Origin of the sequence: Gemmiger formicilis, from assembly GCF_018784445.1 — a bacterium.
GTDB lineage: Bacteria > Bacillota > Clostridia > Oscillospirales > Ruminococcaceae > Gemmiger.
In genome coordinates this window covers 1-20353 of record NZ_WQOH01000012.1, presented here as the reverse complement: position 1 = coordinate 20353, position 20353 = coordinate 1, and the positions used below count along the sequence as shown (strand labels likewise).

The following is a 20353-nucleotide window of genomic DNA, read 5'->3' as shown; positions in this document are numbered from 1 at the left end:
GGCCCCTGTGGTGCTTGTTGCAGGGGGCGATGCCTGGCATCGCCCTGCGGGCGGCATCGTTGCAGGGGGGCGGCGTCCCCGGCACCCACCCCGCGTTTACATTCAAAAGAAAGAGGTTTTCTCTGATGAGAGCAAGCGGCATTCTGATGCCTATTTCCAGCCTGCCCTCGGCCCATGGTATTGGCGCTATGGGTGCGGAGGCACGCCGATTTGTGGAGTTCCTCTCCAAGGCCGGGCAGGCATATTGGCAGATCTTACCCATCTGCCCCACCAGCTACGGCGACAGCCCCTATCAGTCCTTCTCGACGTTTGCGGGCAACCCGTATTTTATCGACCTCGACGAGCTTGCCAAACGCGACCTGCTTCTGCCCGAGGAATATGAGAACATCGATTGGGAATCCGCCCCCGATACCATCAACTACGGTGCTCTGTACGAAAAACGTTACAAGGTGCTGCGCTGCGCGGCAAACCGTTTGCTGGCAAAGCCCAACGCCGCCTACCGCAAGTTCGTGAAGGAAAACGCCTTCTGGCTGCCGGACTACGCGCTGTTCATGGCACTGAAGGACGCCCACGGCGGGGCCTGTTGGCTTGAGTGGGAAGAGCCGCTGCGCCGCCGCGAGCCGGAGGCCCTGAAGGCCGCCCGCGAGCAGTACGCCGACGATGTGGCTTTCTGGCAGGTGGTGCAGTACCTGTTCTACGCCCAGTGGAACGCGCTGAAAGGCTACGCCAACCGCATGAAGATCGACATTATCGGCGATCTGCCGATTTACGTCGCGCTGGACAGTGTCGATGTGTGGAGCTGCCCGCAGGAGTTCCAGCTGGACGAAAACCTGCTGCCCACCGAGGTGGCAGGCTGCCCGCCAGACGGCTTCTCGGCCACCGGCCAGCTGTGGGGCAACCCGTTGTTTGACTGGGACGCCATGGCCAAGACGGGTTATGCCTGGTGGGTGCGCCGCATCCGCCATATGTGCAGCATCTATGATGTGGTGCGCATCGACCACTTCCGCGGTTTCGCGGGATATTACGCCATCCCCTACGGCGACAAGACCGCCGAGCATGGCCGCTGGCGCGAAGGCCCCGGCTATGCGCTGTTTGCCGCCATCAAGAAAAAGCTGGGCAGCCCCCGCATTATCGCGGAGGATCTGGGCTTTTTGACCGAGGATGTCAACGCCTTGCTGAAAGAGTGCGGCTACCCCGGCATGAAGGTGTTGGAGTTCGCCTTTGACAGCCGCGACGGCGGCGACTACCGCCCCCACAGCTACCAGAACAACTGCATCGCCTACGTGGGCACCCACGACAACGAGCCGGTCAACGGCTGGATGGAGACCGCCGCGCCCGAGGATGTGGAGCGCGCCGTGCGCTACCTGAACCTGACGAAGAAAGAGGGCTACCACTGGGGCATGATGCGCGGCGTCTGGTCGAGCGTGGCCGACCTGGCCGTTGTGCAGGCGCAGGATGTGCTGGGCCTTGGGCATGAGTCCCGCATGAACACGCCGTCGACTTTGGGCGGCAACTGGTGCTGGCGCGCCGAGCCGGGGGTGTTCAACTCCCGCCTGGCCCGCCGCCTGCACGACCTGATGGAACTGTACGGCAGACTGCCCGAATAAACAAACGACCGCCGCAGCGCGTGAAAAGCGCCGCGGCGTTTTTTTGCCCTCCCGGGGGGAGGCTTTATGCAGTGTGGCCACAAATACAATATTTTCCCATTGACCTTACAGGCCGGATACAGTATTCTATTAGTAGTATAAATTCTAAAGAGGTGTTTTCCCGATGAAAGTGTGTCAGAAATGCCATACGCCCGCCAGGTATGATACGCAGAAATTCTGCTCGGTCTGCGGCACGCCGTTCCCGGATATGACGCCCGCGGAACCCGCCGCCCCGGCCCGGCAGCCGGCCCAGCCGGTGCAGCCCGCGCCCCAGGCACCGGTGCAGCCGCCTGTCCAGCCCCCGGTGCAGCCCTACGCCCAACAGCCGCAGAACCCCTTCGGCGCAGCGGCCCCGCAGCCCGAACAGCCCGAGCAGCCGAAAAAGAGCAAGCTGTCCATCATTATTGCGGCAGTCGTGGTCGTAGTCGTTGTGGCTGCCGCTGCGGCGGTGTTCTTCCTGCGCGGCAGCAAGGACAATGCAGCCACCCTGCCTGCCGCCGAGCCAGTCGCCACCGAAGCTGCCGACGCGGCGGCGCCCCAGACGCCCGCCCCGGCGGACAGCGCCGCAGCAGCCCAGACACCCGCGCCCGCTGTTACGCCCCAGCCTGCCCAGACCCCGGCCCCTGCGGCGGCGGTCGCCACCGATACCCAGGTCGTGCTGCGCAACGCGGCGGCCAACGGCACCATTACGGTGGACGGTAAGGCGGTGGACTTTGCGTACGTGGGCAACGACGCAGTCATCCCCCGCAGCAGCCTGTCCGACGTCTGCCAGGTGCGCATCGTGGCCGACAACGGCAACGGCGGCTACAAGACCGCCGCCGTCTGGTACAACAAGGACTACGGCAATGAGCTGACCTTCGGCGCAGACTACGGCGCTTACACCGACTGCGACGCCACCGGCCTGGCAAAGCCCGGCGACAAGGTCGTGGATGTGCTGACCTGGGCGTTCTACCGCTCCTTCCAGGAGGCTATCAACGAGGGAAATTCCTCGCTGCTGCGCTATTCCACGGCGGGCAACTCGACCCGCTGCGCTGCGGAGATTCGCAACTACACCGGCAACACCTACGACCTGGGCAACTTCCAGGCAGTCAGCGACCCGGCCTCCATCAAATACACCGATGGCCAGGTCATCTACAACGGCCACTTTGTCGCCAACTACACGGACAGCGGCAGCAGCTACACAGCGGACCATCACCGCACGCTGCGCCTTGTGTGGGAGGACGGCATCTGGAAGGTGGACGCCTTTTCGCTGCTGCCCGACGGCGCGTACAGCGCCACCACCTACGCGACCCTGCCGTAACCACCCCATAGAAGGTACGCATGAAAAATACGAAGTTGAAACTTGCGGCGGCGTCGCTGGCCCTGCTGCTGGCGGGCTGCGGCGCATCGGCCACGGTGGAACCGCAGCCGACGCCCGCCGCAGCCTTGGCCCCCACGGCAGCCCCGGCAGTGACCGAAGCCCCCGCCGCCACGCCGGAGCCGATCCCGCCCGAGAGCTATGACCAGCGGGACGAGACGTTCCGCGCCCGGCACGACGGCACGGAAGTGACGGTACACGCTACCGTGACCACGCCTGCCGAGGGCGCAGGCTGGCCGCTGGTGGTGCTCTGCCACGGCTTTACCGGCAGCCGGGGCGGCGACGGCCATTTTGGCCCGCTGGCCGCACGGCTGGCCCATGCAGGCATTGCCAGCATCGCCATGGACTTTCCCGGCTGCGGCGAGAGCGAGGAACCGTTCACGGCCTACACCCTTACGAACATCCGCGCTGACATGACCGCCGCCATTGCCTATATGGGGGTGACCTACGGTGCGGACACGACCCGGCTGGGGCTGGTGGGCCACAGCATGGGCGGCCGCGCCGTCAGCTTGTACCTGGACGGCCGGGACTACCCTGTGACCGCCGCTGCCCTGTGGAGCCCGGCGGACAATACCGGGCTGGATGGGCTGGAATTTCTGGCCCATGATGCCGACGAGCGGGCGGCCCTGCGCCAGACCGCCGACGAAAACGGCAGCGTCGAGCTGCCCCAGTGGGGCGTGGCCGCCGGTGCGGCCCTGTTTGACGAGATGGCCGCCAGCGACCCCTGCGGCGTGCTGGCCGAGTATCCGGGGGCGCTGCTGGCGGCTTTCACCGGCGGCGACGCCGAGCTGTTGAGCGAGGATACCGTGGCCCTGGTGCAAAACACCCTGGCAACGCGGGACCTGCCGTTTGTCGATATGACAAACGATTTCCCCGATGCCAACCACAACTACCAGGCCGCCGAGGGCAGCGCCGCCAGTGATGCGGAAATTGCCGCCCGCATTGAAAACGCCACGGCAGAGTTTTTGGTTTCGGCCCTGCGCTGACCGTTACAGCGACGCGCCCTGGCTGAGCTGCGCCTGGCAGAAGGCGAAGAACCGCTGCGCCGCTGCGGGCTGCAAGGCCCCGCGCTTGCGGCAGAGATAGGCCGTGCGCCCCGGGTCGGGGTCGGTCAGCGGAATGATCTTTAAATCCATGCAGCGCAGAACAGGGTGGTCGGGCACGATGGCAATGCCAAAGCCCGCCGCCGCCATACCGGCTACGACGGTATCTTCCTCCGTCTCGTAGGCGATTTTCGGCGTTGCGCCGATTTTTTGGAACAGGGCATCGATGAGGCGGCGCAGGCCGCCGCGCTTGGAAAAATACACAAACGGATAGGGCAGCGTCTCCCGCAGGGTGACGCTGTTTTTTTGTGCCAGCGGGTGGTTTGGCGGCGTCACGACAACGAAGGGCGACCGGGCAAAGGCGACGTTTTCAAACACCGTGTCGTCGCCGGGGTGGCTGACGAAAGCCATGTCGAGCCGTTCCTCGGCCACGGCTTGCAGCAGATCGGCGGTGAAGCTGCTCTCGGTGTGTAGCTCAAAGCGGGTATGTTCGTTGCCGGATGTGGCAAGAAATTTTTGCATCAAGTCCGGCACAGTCTGGGCCGCCAGCTTGCGGATGCCGCCCAGCAGCACCAGCCCGCCGCCGCGGCCCATCTCCTGTAAATCCCGCGTCCCGGCGTCATGGCGGGGGCGGGCGCAGGCACGATCTACCCGGCCTGCCTGCCTACGGCCCTCAAGCGGTTCCCCGACAAGGCCGGTTCTATCTCCAGCCTTGTGCAGGCGGGCGCATCCTGCGGCCCCTTCATCATGTCGCCCATTGCCCAGTGGCTCATTGACACCTACGGTGCGCAGATGGCCTGCCGCATCCTGGGCAGGCCGATGCGCACAGCGGCCCCTGCAAGGGAAATGGAAAATCCGCCGACGACATATTTACACTGCCCTGAAATTGTGCTATACTATTTTCGACCGACCGGTCGGTCAGAATGAAAGGGAACGCAGCTATGCCGAAATACAGTGTAAAAAAACCATTTACGATACTGGTGGCGGTCATACTGGTGCTGGTGCTGGGCTTTGTCAGCCTGACCGGCATCCAGACCGACCTGCTCCCCGCGATGAACCTGCCCTACCTGCTGGTCATGACCACCTACCCCGGTGCCAGCCCTGAGCAGGTCGAGGCCGACGTGACCCAGCCGCTGGAAAACGCACTCTCGGTGCTCAACGGCGTCAAGAATGTCACGAGCCAGAGCAACGAGAATTACAGCCTGATCTTCCTGGAATACCAGGATGACACCGACATGGACAGCGCCATGGTCAAGGCCAGCACGGCCGTGAACCAGCTGGGCAACGCCCTTCCGGATATGGCGTCCACTCCGACGCTTATGGAAATCAGCCCTGACATGATGGCGACCCAGTATGTGGCGGTCGATTATGACGACATGGATATCTACGAGCTGTCCGATTATGTCAGCGAGAACGTGCTGCCCCAGCTGGAACGCGTGGACGGCGTGGCGAGTGTTTCAACCACAGGACTTGTGGAAAAGTCTGTGCAAATCACGCTGGACCAGGATAAAATCGACGCAGTGAATGACAAACTGCTGGTCAAGGTCAGTGACCGTCTGGCCGACGCGAAAAAAGAACTGGACGATAACAAAAAGAAAATCAACGACGGCCTGAAAGAACTCGACGACGCCCAGGCCCAGCTGGACGCGGGCAAATCCGAGCTGAACACCCAGAAAGCCGACGTGACGACCCAGCTGCGGGACGCCATCACCGAACTGGACAAACAAATCCCTGAGCTGGAAAAGAAAATCGCCGATTTGAAAACCGATATCGACGACGCGAACCGCAAGCTCGAGGACGCCAAGAACGCTGACACCACCCTGCCGGAGGTCACGCTGCCCATCGACGACGCGCTGTTTGCCAGCTGTAAGCAGATTTTGGCTGCGTGGGACCCCCAATATAACGCCAATGAGCTGCCCGCCAACCTGGCCGAGGCCAAGGGCAGCACGGCCAAGATGGGCGCAATGGTCAACGCCATCGAGCGCGCCACACAGAACATCAACAGCACCGCTGCCGCGGAAAACCTGCTGGAATCCGGCATGGACGTGGCCCAGAGCGCGGCCTACCTTGACGCCCAGTACACGGCGCTGACCGGGCGCATCCAGGCGTTGGATGCGGAAATCGCCGGGCTGGAGGATGACAAGGCCGCCACCGAGGGCGATGAGGCCCAGCAGCAGGCGATTCAGGCGCAAATCGACGCCAAGCGCGCCGAGCAGGCGGGTTACCAGAAAATTCTGGACGACAACGCCCCACGCCGCGCCCGCCTGACCGAGCTGAACGGCTGCCTGACGACCCTGTCCACGACCAGCACGGCGCTGAATAACGCGACGGTATTGCTGCAGGCCCGCCAGCAGGCGGAGGCCGGGCTGAACGAGGGCATGAAGCCGCTGCAGCAGGCCTTGAACGAGACCGTGCAGGCGCTGAATGACCAGCTGACCAAAGCCCAGGAAATACTGACCCAGCTCAACGACCAGCGCGCCAAGATGGAATCCGCGCTGGCAAGCCTGGGTGACCCTGCCGTGGACCCCGCCATGGCCGATGTGGCCGTGCAGCTGCTTTTGAGCGGCAGCGAGGCCCAGCTGCAGCTGGGCGAGTTCCAGATATCCAGCGGCCGCACCCAGCTGGAAGCCGGTAAGACCCAGCTGGAAGCCGCGCAGGAGGAGTACGACTCCGCCCGCGAGGAAGCGCTGAAAAGCGCGAACCTGGACCAGCTGCTGAACATGGCGACGCTGACCCAGCTGATTGCGGCCCAGAACTTCTCGATGCCCGCCGGTTACATCGACGGCGGCGCAGGGGACGACAACCGCTACATTATCAAAGTGGGCGACGCCTTTGCCGACACCGACGAGCTGAAAAACATGGTGCTGTGCAATATTGACGGCATCGGGGATGTGCGTCTGGCCGACGTGGCCGAGGTCGAAATGACCGACAACGCCGACGACGCCTACGCCAAGGTGGACAAAAACCGTGCGGTACTGCTGTCCATCTACAAGAGCTCGACGGCCTCCACCTCCACCGTCTCCAACGCGGCCAACGCCGCCATGGAAGAAATGATGGCCGAGACCGAGGGTCTGCACCTGACGCCCATCATGGACCAGGGCGACTACATCAAGCTTATCGTCAACAGCGTGCTCTCGAACCTTATCGAGGGCGCGATCCTCGCGATCATCGTGCTGGCGCTGTTCCTGAAAGACCTGCGCCCCACCATCGTTGTCGCCATCAGTATGCCGCTGAGTGTGCTGTTTGCCATCGTATGGATGTACTTTACCGGCATCACGTTTAATATTCTGTCCCTGTCCGGCCTGGCGCTGGGCGTCGGTATGCTTGTCGATAACTCGGTCGTTGTCATCGAGAACATCTACCGCCTGCGCGGGCGCGGCGTGCCTGCCCCCCGCGCGTCGGTGCAGGGCGCACGGCAGGTGGCCGGGTCCATCGTGTCCAGTACGCTGACGACCATCTGCGTATTCCTGCCGCTGGTGTTCACCACCGGCATGGTGCGCGAACTGCTCAGCGATATGGCGTGGACGATTACCTTCAGTTTGCTGGCGTCCCTTATCGTGGCGCTGACCGTCGTGCCCTGCGCGGGTTCCACGGTGCTGAAAAAGCAGAAGGATATCAAGCACCCCTGGTTCGACAAGGCGCTGAACGGCTATGAAAAGCTGCTGCGCTTCTGCCTGCGCCGCAAGGCTGTGCCGCTGACGCTGGCAATCGTGCTGCTGGGTGTCTCCATCTGGCGCGTGGCGACGATGGGCGTTGTCATGATCCCGGATATGAGCAGCAACCAGCTGACCGTCACGGTCAACGTGCCCGACGACACCGCCAAGGAGGATGCCTTCACCACGGCGGACAGCGTCATGGACGCCATCATGACGGTGGAAGGCGTGGACACCGTGGGCGCAATGTCCGGCAGCCCCAACAGCATGGTCATGATGGCGGGCAGCAGCGCCGCTACCGACAACACGACGTTTACTTACTATGTCCTGCTGGGCGACAAGGCCCCGAAGGCCAAGGTCGTGGAGCAGGAAATCTACGACAAGACGGCCGATCTGAACTGTGAGATCGACGTGAATTCCAACGGCATGATGGATATGAGCGCCCTGTCCGGCTCCGGCATCGAGGTCGATCTCTACGGCAACGACCTCGATGATCTGAGCGCCGCGGGCAAACAGGTCATCGAGGTCATGAACGGCATCGACGGCATCGTCAACCCTACCGACGGCCAGGACGCCAGCGATGCCGAGGTGAACATCACCATTGACAAGGACAAGGCCATGCGCATGGGCCTGACCGTGGCGCAGGTCTACCAGCAGATCGCCGCCAAGCTGACCACCGACACCACCGCCACGACCCTGAAAGCGGGCGGCACCAGCTACACCGTGACCATTGTGGACAAGACCGACACGCCGACGCTGGACGATATCTTCAACATGGAGTTTGAGACGACCACCACCGACGAGGATGGCAACACCGTAAAGGAGACCCACACCCTGGGCGAGTTCGCCACCCGTACCACCACGGCGGGCTACACTGAGATCAGCCGCGAGAACGGCTCCCGTCAGCTGTCCATCACCAGCGAGACGGCGGAAGGGTACAACACAACGCTGATTTCCCGCGAGCTGGAACCCAAGCTGGCCGAATTGCAGCTGCCCGACGGTGTGACCGCCGAGCTGGCGGGCGAGACGACCCAGGTCACCGAGATGCTGGGCCAGATGGCGAAGATGCTGGCGCTGGCGCTGCTATTCGTCTACTTTGTCATGGTCGCGCAGTTCCAAAGCCTGCTGTCGCCGTTCATCGTTCTGTTCACGATTCCGCTGGCCTTCACCGGCGGTATGCTGGGCCTGATGGCCACCGGCGAGCAGCTGTCGCTCATTTCGCTGATGGGCTTTCTGGTATTGATGGGCGTCGTCGTCAACAACGGTATTGTGTTCGTTGACTACGCCAACCAGCTGCGCATCGGCGGGCTGGAGCGCAGCGATGCCCTTGTCGCTACCGGCCGGACCCGTATGCGCCCGATCCTGATGACGACGCTGACCACCGTGCTTGCCATGGTCACGATGCTGTTCGGCACCGATATGGCCAGCGAGATGAGCACCGGCATGGCTATCGTCATTATTGGCGGTCTGAGCTACGCCACGCTGATGACGCTGTTCATCGTGCCTGTGCTGTATGATCTGTTCTACCGCAAGCCGCCGGTGAATATCGACGTCGGTGATGACGGCATGGATGACCTGCCCGACGATGCCGCTGAGTTTGCGGCCGAATTCGCCGCCCGCCGTGCCGCCGAGAATGCAGCCAAAGCGCCCGCCGAGGAAAAGCGCCGCCCGGATCTGAGCCGCGCGGCCCACGCCCCGGCGGAAAACGAGACGCCCAACGAGGAAAAGGAGGCGGACCACGATGCAGAATGACCAGCAAGCCGCCCGCAAGGCCGCTGTGTATGAGGCTGCGCTGCAGCTTATCGGCCAGGGCGTCAGCCCTGCCGCGCTGAAAATACAGCAGCTTGCTGATGCCGCCGGTATCGGCAAGGGCACGGTGTACGAGTATTTTTCCTCCAAAGAGGAAATTCTGCAGGGCTTGGCCGAGTACTGCTTTGCCCGGGAAAACGAGCGTGTCCGTGCCATGTTCGCCGACTGTACGACGCTGGCCGGGTTGGAAGAACGCATTACCGGCTATTTACAGGACATTGCCGCCAGCCGGATGGGCAGCTACAAGATGATTGCCGAGACGCTGGGAATGCCCCGCAGGACGGGTGCTATGCCCGCCTGCATGGCCGAACTGAAAGAAATCGTAAGTGAACTGCTGGCGCGGCTGCAGGCGGCGGGGGAAATCGCCCCGGAGCTTGGCATGGAGTATTGCTATATGTCGCTGCTTTCCGCCGTTGTAGGCGGCCTGATGGGCCTGTGCTATGCCGCTGACCATGACCGCACCGTGGAAGACCTGATGGATAACCTGCGGCTGATGATACGAAGGACCTTAGGAAAATAAAAACTGCAGCCTTCCCCCGAGGGGGAAGGTGGCCCCGCAGGGCCGGATGAGGGGCGCGTTTGCCGTGACCGATGTGAATAGGTTGTAGTGGCAAGGCTGCCCCTCATCAGTCCGCTTCGCGGACAGCTTCCCCCTCGGGGGGAAGCCTTACCTAAAAACGCCTGTGTACCGCATAGCAAAGCGCGGTGCACAGGCGTTTTGGATTATTTGCGATATTTCGCCAGCGTTTTTATGACCAGCTCGGTTTCCAGGGGCTTGGTCAGGTGCTCGTTCATACCGGCCTCGCAGGCACGGCGGCGGTCCTCGGCAAAGGCGTTGGCAGTCGTAGCTAAAATCGGGATGCGCCCGGCGTCGGGGCGATCCAGCCTGCGAATGGTTCGCGTCGCTGTGTAGCCGTCCATCACCGGCATCATCACATCCATTAAAATCGCGTCAAACTCGCCGGGCCGGGATGCGGCAAAAATGTCCACGGCCTCCTGCCCATTGCGGGCAGCGGTGACGGTGGCCCCGGCGTTTTCCAATAGGAACTGGGCAATTTCCAGGTTCAGGTCGTTGTCCTCGGCCAGCAGGATGTTCACACTCTGCAAGGTGGCGTCGTCGGCGGGCTTTTCCGTCTCGGGCTGGGGCGCGGCGTTGGGGTCGATTTCCAGCGGCAGCGTGATGTAGTAGGTCGTACCGACGCCCTGCCGGCTCTCAAACGTGATGGTGCCGCCCATCTTGTCCGCCAGGCTCTTGGCGATGGGCATACCCAGCCCGGTGCCGCCGTAGGTCGAGCGGGCGTCCAGAACCTCCTGGGTGAACGGCTCAAAGATGTGCTTCTGGAATTCCTCGCTCATGCCGATGCCGGTGTCGGCGCAGGTGAACTTGACCCAGGCGGTCTTGCCGTCGCAGCGTTCCTCCCGCAGGGTCATAGTGATGGTGCCGTTGTCCTTGTTGTACTTGACGGCGTTGCTCATAATGTTCATCATCAGCCGCTTTACGTGGATCGGGCTGCCGATGAGATCGGGGTGGGGCAGGTCGATGTCGTCGCAGAGTATGCGGATGCCGCGCCCGGCGGCCTGCTTTTCCAGCACATCCTGCAACCCGGTCAGCAGCTTGACCATGTTGAAAGGCCGGTGTTCGAGCACGACCTCACCGGATTCCAGCTTGCCCATGTCCAAAACTTCATTGACGAGCTCCAGCAAAAAGCCCGAGGCGTCCCAGATTTTGCGGCGGCACTCGGCCTGTTTGGTCATATCGTCGGCGTAGTGGTCGCCAATCTCCACCATGCCCCGGATGCCGTTGATGGGCGTGCGGATGTCATGGCTCATCCGCTGCAAGAACTCGGTCTTGGCAACGTTGGCGGCCTCAGCCTTGCGGGCGGCCTTTTCCAGCGATTTCTGGTAGGCTTTCTCCTGCAGGAGCTTTTCTTCCTGATAGGAGTGCATCGTGCGGCGGCGCACCAGTTCAATCAAAAGAATAATGAGGGTGTAGGAAATCACTACAAAGATGATGTTCTTGGGCGTTGTGGTAAAGACGGCGGCCTCCGGCAAAAAGGCGTAGACGTAGCAGTCGCGGCCCTTCTCGGTGTAGCCGAAGTAGCCGCTGGTGCCCATGCCGGTGTCACGTACATAGACCATCCTGTCATAGACGCCGCGCTGCTTGATGAGCTGCAGCGGTGCGACCTCGTCGGTGGAAAGCCCCAACAGGCTTTCATCGTTGGCGGCAATGATTTCATTGCCGCTGGCCACGGCCAGCGTGCCGTCCGTAGCGATATGGAAGCCGGAAACCAAATGCTGGTACGACAATTTGTAAGTGTGGACATACTCGGCGGGGGTGTGGTAGAACGCAACAATGATGCAGTCGGCCCCCTCGCGGGCTGAGGCGGCAATATCCAAAAAGGAGTCATCCCCACAGACGAGGCGCACAGCGTAGGTCTTTTTCGGGTGGTCGGCCACATCCAAAAGGGAATCGGTCGTCAGCACCTTGTTCAACAGGGGCAGCAGGGCCTCCTCCTTGCAGTAGCTTTTGATGATCTGTCCATCCCGGGAGAGAAGCAGCAGCCCGGTCAGGTAGTGGTTCTCGACGAAGTGCGGTAAGGCGTCCTCTGCAGCGGGGTAAAGGTCGTTGGGCTTATCGGTGAGGTACCAGATATCCCGGGCGCACTGCTGGGCGCTTTCGGTCACGCGCAGCAGGCTCTTGGCCTCGGAGGCCAGATTCAGGCTGCTGTAATCGGCACACTGTTCCTTGATGTAATCCACGCGGGTGGACAGCGCATCCTCGGCTGTGGCGATGTCGGTGTTGGCCGAGTAAAAAGAGATGGAGACGAGCAGCAGCATCCCGATCAGCACGGACAGCAGCCAGAACCCATTGAGGCGGGGCAGACGTTTAGCGGCCATAGTCCACCTCCAGATATTTGTCCGGGTCGGGCAGGTACTTAGCCAGGATAGCCCGGGTCGTGCCGTCGGTGCGCATATCGGCCAGGGCAGCGTTCAGCGCGGTATCCAGCCCGCGGTCATCGTTCAGGGCAAAGGCCACGCCCAGCCCCACCACCTGCAAAGGCTCGTCCAGGATGCGGTACTCGATGCCGAAATCCGACATGAACTGCAAAATCGAGGTCTCATGGGCGGCCACAGCGTCGGCGTAGCCCTTGCTCAGATAGGCGTAGATCAGCTCGCGTTTCTGCATCGAGAGCAGGGCGCGGATCTCGGGGATGCGGGGATCGCCGCCATCCAGAAACAGCGCTTCCGGCTTGGTGGTGGCCTGCACGGCGACGGTCTTGCCCGCTAGGTCGGCCAGGGTCTCAATATCACTGCCCGGCATGACGGCCACGACCTGGCGGCTGACCATGTACGGCCCGGCCCAGCGGTACTCATCCTCGCGCCCGTCGATGGAAAAGCTGCCCCACAGGCAGTCGACGGTGCCATTCTCTACCAACTCTTTTTTGTCGACCCAGTCGATGGTGACGAACTGCGCCTTGTAGCCCATGCGGCGGAATGCCTCGGTGGCAAGCTCCACATCGATGCCGGTGGGTTGGCCGTCGGCGCTCAGGTAGTTGAAGGGCGGGTAGCTGTCACTGCCGATGACGATGGTGGGCAGGTCAGCATCCGGGTCGGCTGTGGCGGCCCGCGCGGCGCAGCCCGCCAGCAGGCAGACGGCCAGGCAGAGCACGGCCAGCAAAAACAGCAGTCTGGGGCGGTGGTGCTTCATACGCAAATATCCTCTATATTTGTTGGAATATTACAGAGAGTAACACTTTGGGAAAATAATATTTATTGTAGCATCGGACGCCGATACAGTCAAGAAAGGCAGCTGCATGATTTGACAAAAAATAGAAGAAACTTTGCGGCGGCCAGGGGACTGGCCGCCCTGCAACCTTTGCAAACCACATCATGCCAAGATATGCGTCGCCTGTGCCGATCAGCCGCGTTTGTTTCGGCAAAACAGTTGCCCCGGTGCGGGTGTGATGGTATAATAGCAATAACAATGTAAAATTTTGCCATCACAGCGGAAAGGAGCGGAAGATGAACAACGTCACACGCAGCATTTTCCGCGCCATCCATGAGGGCAAGTGGCTCAGCATCGAGTACAAAAACCAGCAGACCCAGCAGACAAAATACTGGGTCGCCGTCAAGGGGCTGAACCCCCGCACCCGCACGCTGACGGTGGACGGCCTGCACCTGAAACTGCTGACCGTCCAGGACCTGACCATCCACATTGACCGCATCCAGGCAGCCGAAGTTGTGGACGGCTCCTGGTGCCCGGTGAATGAGACCCTCGTTGCCGATATCCGGGATAACCCCGGCAAATACACAGCGCTGTTCGCAAACTCGGCCAATCTGCGGGTGCTGGACTACCTGGCCGCCTGCAACCGGCTGGATGCCACGCCCTACCAGACCAATTACAGCCTCGTCCACGCCATCGACGCGGATCGCTTTGACGAGGGGGCCGAGGACGCCATCGAGCTGGGGGACGACCAGTTCCGGGAGCTGGTGCAGCGGTTCCAGCGCCGGGTAGATGACCGCAGGCAGAACGCCGCCCGGCCCAGTCTGCCGCAGCTGGGGCTGAACCTTATCAGCATAAACACCAACAAAGGGCTGTATGTGCTGGCTTACCGCCCGCTGCGGCTGGATGTGCGCCGCCGCACGCTGCGGGCCGACGCCGACCCGGTCATCTGCCGGGAGTTCACCATCAACGGCGCAAAGCTGAGCATCCACCAATTTCTGGACGCCGACGACCACGCGCTGCTGGACGACTTTTACAAAAATCAGGAGACCATCAAGGATCGTATCACCCGGGGCAACCCGCAGGTGCGCGGCGTGGACGATATGCCCTACCTGATCGCCATTGGGCGCGACTGCCCGGTGGATTTGGAGCACGAGTACCGCGGCATCCTCAATATGTTCGAGGATCCCTCCGGCGAGACAGCCACCGCACCGCTGCGGGCTTTCTTTGGCGAGATGACGGCCCGGCCCCGACGCCGCAAATCCTACCCGCTGGCGCTGCTGAACAACAAAGTCAACCTGGATCAGCTGCTTGCCATCAACAATGCCATGCGCTATCCCCTGGCCTATGTGCAGGGGCCGCCGGGCACCGGCAAGACCAACACCATCGTCAACACGCTGACTACGGCGTTTTTCAACGAGCGCACGGTGCTTTTTGCCAGTTACAACAATCACCCGATTGACGGCGTGGTGGAAAAATTGCAGCAGATCGACTACCACGGCCATACGGTGCCCTTCCCGATTTTGCGGCTTGGCAACGCCGAAAAGACCGCCGAAGCGCTGCGGACCATCGCCAAATTGTATGACCAGTGTATCCAGCTCCCGGTGCCGGAAAAGCTGCTGGACAAAAACCACGCCGACCGCACAGCCCGCACCAAACAGCTGACCGAGCTGCTGGAACGCTATGAGCGGGTGCTTGACCTGCGGGAGCGCAAGGAGACCATCGAGCGCCTGCTGGAAGCCCGCAGCCAGATGAACTTCCGCTTTGAGCTGGAGGCCGGGCAGCTGCCCCAAGTCAACCGCGAGCTGGCCGCCTACGGCGATATTGACACCGCCGACGCCATGGCCCTGCTGGACCGCAACGAGGGCGAACTTTTGCGCTACCTCTACTACACGTCGGTGCAGTACATCCGCCGCCTGGCCGAACCGAAATATGAGGATTTGATGGAGATTGTCCGCAGCGCCGACAACGATAAGGAGAAGGCAGCGGCTTTTAATAAATATCTCTCCGAGCCGGAAAACCTGAAAAAGCTGCTGCGCGTTTTCCCCATCGTGGCAACGACCTGCATCTCCGCCCACCGCCTGGGCGACCCCGAGCCGAGCTTTGATATGGTCATCATGGACGAAGCCAGCCAGTGCAACACGGCCATGTCGCTGGTGCCGATTCTGCGCGGCCGGTCGCTGATGCTTGTCGGCGACCCGCAGCAGCTTTCCCCGGTTATTCTGCTGGACCCCGCCGACAACAAGGCCCTGCGCCGCAAGTACAGCGTGACCGAGGAATACGACTACATCGAAAACTCGATTTACAAGTGCTTCCTGGCCTGCGATGCCGTCAGCGACGAGACGCTGTTAAGCTACCACTACCGGTGCAGCCCGCGCATCATTGAGTTCAACAACCGCAAATACTACAACCACAAGCTGCACATTGCCAGCCAGGAGCACAACCCCGAGCCGCTGGTCTATGTGGATGTGCCCGACAACACCACCGACGAGCGCAACACTGCCCCGCAGGAGGTGCGCCGCATCGACGCCTACTTGAGCCGCCACCCGGATAAGCAGGTGGGCATCATCACGCCGTTTGCGCGGCAGCGTGCCGCCATTGAGGCGATGCTGCGGGCCAACCACTACGACAACGCCAGCTGCGGCACGGTACACGCATTCCAGGGCGACGAGAAGGATGTGGTCATCTTCTCGCTGGCGCTGACCGACCAGACCCGGGAAAAGACCTACGCCTGGCTGAAAACCAACAAGGAGCTTATCAACGTGGCGACCTCCCGCGCGCGGGACAAGCTTGTCATCCTGTCCAGCCAGAAGGAACTGGACCGCCTGCACGCGGGCGCGGTGGATGATGATATCTACGAGTTGGTGCAGTACGTGCGCACCAACGGCGTGTCTGACGTGACCGAGAAGCCCGCCGCCAGCCGGGCACTGGGCATCAAGCCGTACAGCACCAGGACCGAGGACGCCTTTTTGGAGAACCTGAACCACGCGCTGGACAACGCTTTCCTGGACGGCAGCCGCTGCACCGTGCGCAAGGAAGTCCCCATTGCCCAGGTGTTTGAGAATAACCCCAGCTACACCGATCTGTTTTACACCGGGCGGTTTGATTTTGTCGTCTACCAGCGGGAGGGCCGCCGCCTGATGCCGATTCTGGCCATTGAGCTGGACGGCCGCGAGCACCGCGACGACCCCGCCGTCCAGCGCCGTGACCGCAAGAAGGAGCAGATCTGCCGTGAGCACAGGTTTGAGCTGATCCGCGTGGAGAACAGCTATGCGAGACGGTATAATTATATTAAAAGTATTTTGATAAATTACTTCAGGAAAGTGCCGTAACGCCCGCCCCCAGCCCTGCACAAAAAAAGACCTGCATCCCATCAGGACGCAGGTCTTTTTTTGCTGCGGCTTACCGCCAATGAAACGTGACCATGCCGTACACATAAATAAACGCAATGGCACAGGGCACAAAATACCGGAACACAGGTTTCATCCAGGGCTGCACTTTCAGCCCTTTGCCGGTGTTGGCCTCGTTTACAAAATTCTCCCAGCCCCAGCCGAGGCGGTTGCAGCAGAAGAGAGCTAAAACCAGCGTTCCCAGCGGCAGAACGTTGTTGCTGACGATGAAATCCCAGAAGTCCAGCCACGCGCTGCCCGGCGCAAAGGGCTGGAAGTGCAGTACGCTGTACCCCAGCGCTGTCGTCAGCGCCAACAGAAAGATGCCCGCGCCGCAGACCACACAGCCTTTCGGGCGTGTCCAGCCGGTCAGCTCGCGCACCATGGCCAGGATGTTCTCGCAGACGCCCAGCACGGTAGACAGCGCCGCAAACACCATGAACAGAAAGAACAGTGCGCCCCACCAGCGGCCCCCGGCCATGTTGTTGAAAACGCCGGCCATCGTGTCAAACAGCAGGCTTGGCCCGGCAGTGACTTCCAGCCCGTAGGTGAAGCAGGCCGGGAAGATGATGATGCCCGCCAGCACCGCCACAAAGGTGTCCAGCGCGATGATGTGCAGCGACTCGCCCATGAGGGAGCGCTCCTTGCCGATGTAGCTGCCGAAGATTGCCATGCCGCCCATGCCGACGGACAGCGAAAAAAACGCCTGGTTCATGGCCGCCACGATGACGCTGCCGTTGATTTTGGAAAAATCCGGCACAAGGTAGAACCGCAGCCCCTCGGCGGCTCCGGCAAAGGTCAGGCTGTGGATGGCCAGCACCAGCATCAGCACCAGCAGCGCTGTCATCATGTACTTGGTCACGCGTTCCAACCCGCCCTGCAAGTTGAAGCTGAGCAGTACGAACGCCGCCACGACCACCGCAAACAGATAGGTCACGTTGACTTTCGGGTCGGCGAGCATCTGCGCAAAGCCGAAATCGGCGTTGTCCCCAGTCAGGAATTTGACAAAATAGTACAAAATCCAGCCGGTGACGACCGTGTAAAACGCCATGATGGCAATGTTGCCGATCAGGCTGAACACGCCGAACACGCCCCACTTGTGGCCGGGCTTTTCCAGCCGCTGGTACATATAAATAGGGCTTGCCTGCGCCGCGCGGCCCACGGCCAGCTCCATGATCATGGCGGGTAGGCCCAGCACCAAAAGGCAGAGGATGTACAGCAGCATAAAGCTGCCGCCGCCGTTCTGGCCGCACATCCAGGGGAATTTCCATACATTGCCGCAGCCGATGGCGCACCCGGCGGACAGCATGATAAAGCCCAGGCGGCTGCCCAGGCGCTCGCGTTTGTTCATTGGCTCGTTTCCTTTTCGGTCGTGATGGTTATGCAGACGATCTCGGTGCGGCCCTGGGTGCGGAACTTGTAGCCCCAGGTGCCGGTGCCGCCGCTGACGATGGCATCGCAGCGGTCTGTGATATGTTTTTTGCCGTAGTTGCGCTCGTTTTTGGCAGCCATGCCCACCGCGCCCGCAGGCCAGACCTGCCCGCCGTGGGTGTGGCCGCTCAAAATCAGGTCGGCACCCGCTGCGGCGGCGTTCTTAAAGTCCCGCGGCTCGTGGTCAAGCCAGACCGTGTAGCGGTCGTCCGGGCCGGTGGGCATCAGCTGTGCAGCCGTAAAGCGGCTGCCGTTGGTGTACAGGTAGTCCTTGCGGCCCACGATGCGCACCCCGCAGGACAGCGTGATGGCGGTGTCCTCCAGAATGCGGACACCCGCTGCGGCAAAGGCGCACTCCAGGTCGGCGCGGCCAAAGCTTGGCTCCCGCCAGTGGTGAAACAGGTCGTGGTTGCCCAGCACATAGTATTTGCCCAAGGGGGCATCGATCTCGCCGAAGAACTGGCAGAAGGCGTCGAAATCCTCTTTCTCGGTGTACTCGTCGAAGATGTCGCCGGTCAGCACCAGCAGATCCGGCTGGCAGGCCGCGACTTTCTCCCGCAGTTCCGGGATGCGGGTGCGGTCCATGGCCGCGCAGGCCCGGGGGTGTACGTCGCTGATCTGTACGATGCACAGCTGACCATTGGGCAAGGCTTTCTGCGTTGTCAGGTTATATTTTGTGGTACACAGCCGCAGCGCCCGGCGGCGGCCCCACCACATGATAAACCCGGTCAGCAGCCACGGCGTTATGCCGCCCAGCCAAAAAATATGCCAAACAGTCAGCGGCGCACCGCCGACACGCCGCAGCACCAGCCCGATGCCGGTGCCGATGCAGTAGAAGGTGACGAGATGCCCGACAAAGACGATGCCAAGGCCCAGCGGGTCCCGGCTGATATAGGCCAGCAGCGCCATCAGCACCAGCGGTAGACCGTAGTACAGCACCGGCCACTGGGCCACAAGCTGCAACGGCGGCAGCTGTAAAAAGTTGAGATACAGCAAAATATCCAGCGCCGCCTGGCCCAAGCGGGGAAGGACAAATTGGAAGAATGGATGATACATGGTGTCAGCCTTTGTTGTGAGAATGCCTTCCCTCCTTGGGGGAAGGTGTCTGCGGCTCCGCCCGCAGACGGATGAGGGGCGGAGATACCGTGATTACCCATACAGGGGATAGTATGGCAAAGTTCGCCCCTCATCAGTCCGCTTCGCGGCCAGCTTCAGTCTCCGTGCCAAGTGCCGCCTACGGCGGTTGCACTCCGACACGCGCCTGCGGGCGCAGCCCCACGGGGAGGCCTTTTTAACAAAAATTCCCCCGCACCTCGCGGCACGGGGGCTGAATTTTATTTTTTACTGTTCCTTCGCCTTAATCGCCGCGTCAATCGCTCTTGCAGCCTCTTTACCGGCACCCATGGCCAGAATGACGGTGGCGGCACCGGTAACGGCGTCGCCGCCGGCGTAGACCATCGGGCGGCTCGTCAGGCCGTCGGGACCGTTCGTGATCAGGCAGCCGTGCTTGTCGGCGTCCAGACCCGGCGTGGTGGAGCGGATCAGCGGGTTGGGGCTGGTACCCAGCGCCATGATCATCGTATCAACGTCCAGAACGAACTCGCTGCCTTCCTTGACGAGGGGGCGGCGGCGTCCGGAGGCATCCGGCTCGCCCAGTTCCATCTCCACGCAGGTCATACCCTTGACCCAGCCGTTCTCGTCGCCCAGCACTTCCGTCGGGTTCGTCAGCGTCTTAAAGACGATGCCCTCCTCCTCGGCGTGCTCGACCTCCTCCTTACGGGCAGGCAGCTCGGCCATGCCGCGGCGGTAGACGATGTAGACGTTCTCGGCACCCAGACGCTTGGCGCAGCGGGCGGCGTCCATGGCGACGTTGCCGCCGCCGACGACGGCGACAGACTTGCTCTTCATGATGGGCGTGCGGGAATCCTCCTTGTACGCCTTCATCAGGTTCACGCGGGTCAGGTACTCGTTGGCGGAGTAAACGCCGTTCAGACTCTCGCCGGGGATGCCCATAAAGCGGGGCAGACCGGCACCGGAGGCAACGTAGACGGCCTCAAAGCCGTAGTCGTTCATCAGCTCGTCAATGGTCAGCACCTTGCCGATGACCATATTGGTTTCGATGTCCACGCCCAGCTCCTTCAGGCCCTCGACCTCGTGCTGGACGATGTCCTTGGGCAGGCGGAACTCGGGGATGCCGTACATCAACACGCCGCCCGCAACGTGCAGGGCTTCGTAGACGGTGACCTTGTAGCCCAGCTTGGCCAGATCGCCCGCGACGGTCAGGCCGGACGGGCCCGCGCC

13 protein-coding genes are annotated in these 20353 nt (G+C 61.9%); 7 read left to right on the top strand and 6 right to left on the bottom strand.

Features of this window, described 5'->3' with window-relative positions; all coding sequences use genetic code 11:
- Positions 1-125 precede the first annotated feature (125 nt).
- The 3 genes from malQ to GPK89_RS04855 all read left to right on the top strand — a co-directional run bounded on the left by malQ (position 126) and on the right by GPK89_RS04855 (position 3989).
- Complete coding sequence (gene malQ, locus GPK89_RS04865) at positions 126-1607, top strand: 4-alpha-glucanotransferase (protein ID WP_215691820.1); 1482 nt, start codon at positions 126-128, stop codon at positions 1605-1607.
- A gap of 163 nt (positions 1608-1770) precedes the next feature.
- On the top strand, positions 1771-2946 hold the full coding sequence (locus GPK89_RS04860; RefSeq protein WP_215691819.1) for a hypothetical protein: 1176 nt from the start codon (positions 1771-1773) through the stop codon (positions 2944-2946).
- A gap of 20 nt (positions 2947-2966) precedes the next feature.
- Complete coding sequence (locus tag GPK89_RS04855; protein WP_215691818.1) at positions 2967-3989, top strand: alpha/beta hydrolase family protein; 1023 nt, start codon at positions 2967-2969, stop codon at positions 3987-3989.
- Between the two features lie 3 nt (positions 3990-3992).
- Here the strand turns inward: GPK89_RS04855 and GPK89_RS04850 are convergent, their stop codons facing one another.
- Complete coding sequence (locus GPK89_RS04850; RefSeq protein WP_215691817.1) at positions 3993-4640, bottom strand: LysR substrate-binding domain-containing protein; 648 nt, start codon at positions 4638-4640, stop codon at positions 3993-3995.
- A 27-nt stretch (positions 4641-4667) separates the two neighbouring features.
- On the opposite strand from GPK89_RS04850, the gene GPK89_RS04845 reads away from it, so the two are divergent.
- Genes GPK89_RS04845 through GPK89_RS04835 form a run of 3 tightly spaced genes read left to right on the top strand, consistent with a single transcriptional unit; the run spans position 4668 to position 10028 of the window.
- A complete protein-coding gene (locus GPK89_RS04845) occupies positions 4668-4973 on the top strand; it encodes a hypothetical protein (protein ID WP_215691816.1) in 306 nt (101 codons plus the stop codon).
- Positions 4974-4987: 14 nt separating this feature from the next.
- Positions 4988-9451, top strand: a complete 4464-nt coding sequence (locus GPK89_RS04840; RefSeq protein WP_215691815.1) for an efflux RND transporter permease subunit — start codon at positions 4988-4990, stop codon at positions 9449-9451.
- Positions 9441-10028 carry a TetR/AcrR family transcriptional regulator gene (locus GPK89_RS04835; protein WP_215691814.1) on the top strand — a complete coding sequence of 196 codons (588 nt, stop codon included), beginning with the start codon at positions 9441-9443 and terminating at the stop codon, positions 10026-10028. Before GPK89_RS04840 ends, GPK89_RS04835 begins: the two co-directional genes overlap by 11 nt.
- Positions 10029-10231: 203 nt before the next feature.
- Here the strand turns inward: GPK89_RS04835 and GPK89_RS04830 are convergent, their stop codons facing one another.
- Positions 10232-12406, bottom strand: coding sequence for an ATP-binding protein (locus GPK89_RS04830; RefSeq protein WP_215691813.1), 2175 nt, complete (start codon positions 12404-12406; stop codon positions 10232-10234).
- Positions 12396-13217, bottom strand: a complete 822-nt coding sequence (locus tag GPK89_RS04825) for a substrate-binding periplasmic protein (RefSeq protein ID WP_215691812.1) — start codon at positions 13215-13217, stop codon at positions 12396-12398. Before GPK89_RS04825 ends, GPK89_RS04830 begins: the two co-directional genes overlap by 11 nt.
- A 314-nt stretch (positions 13218-13531) precedes the next feature.
- Between GPK89_RS04825 and GPK89_RS04820 the strand changes: the two genes are divergently transcribed.
- Positions 13532-16564, top strand: coding sequence for an AAA domain-containing protein (locus GPK89_RS04820; RefSeq protein WP_215691811.1), 3033 nt, complete (start codon positions 13532-13534; stop codon positions 16562-16564).
- 70 nt (positions 16565-16634) lie between these two features.
- Here the strand turns inward: GPK89_RS04820 and GPK89_RS04815 are convergent, their stop codons facing one another.
- From GPK89_RS04815 to GPK89_RS04805, 3 genes are all read right to left on the bottom strand, one after another.
- Positions 16635-17972, bottom strand: coding sequence for a sodium-dependent transporter (locus GPK89_RS04815; protein ID WP_215691810.1), 1338 nt, complete (start codon positions 17970-17972; stop codon positions 16635-16637).
- On the bottom strand, positions 17969-19108 hold the full coding sequence (locus GPK89_RS04810) for a metallophosphoesterase (RefSeq protein ID WP_215691809.1): 1140 nt from the start codon (positions 19106-19108) through the stop codon (positions 17969-17971). Before GPK89_RS04810 ends, GPK89_RS04815 begins: the two co-directional genes overlap by 4 nt.
- Positions 19109-19393: 285 nt before the next feature.
- A partial coding sequence (locus tag GPK89_RS04805; RefSeq protein WP_215691808.1) for an FAD-dependent oxidoreductase occupies positions 19394-20353 on the bottom strand: 960 nt, incomplete at its 5' end.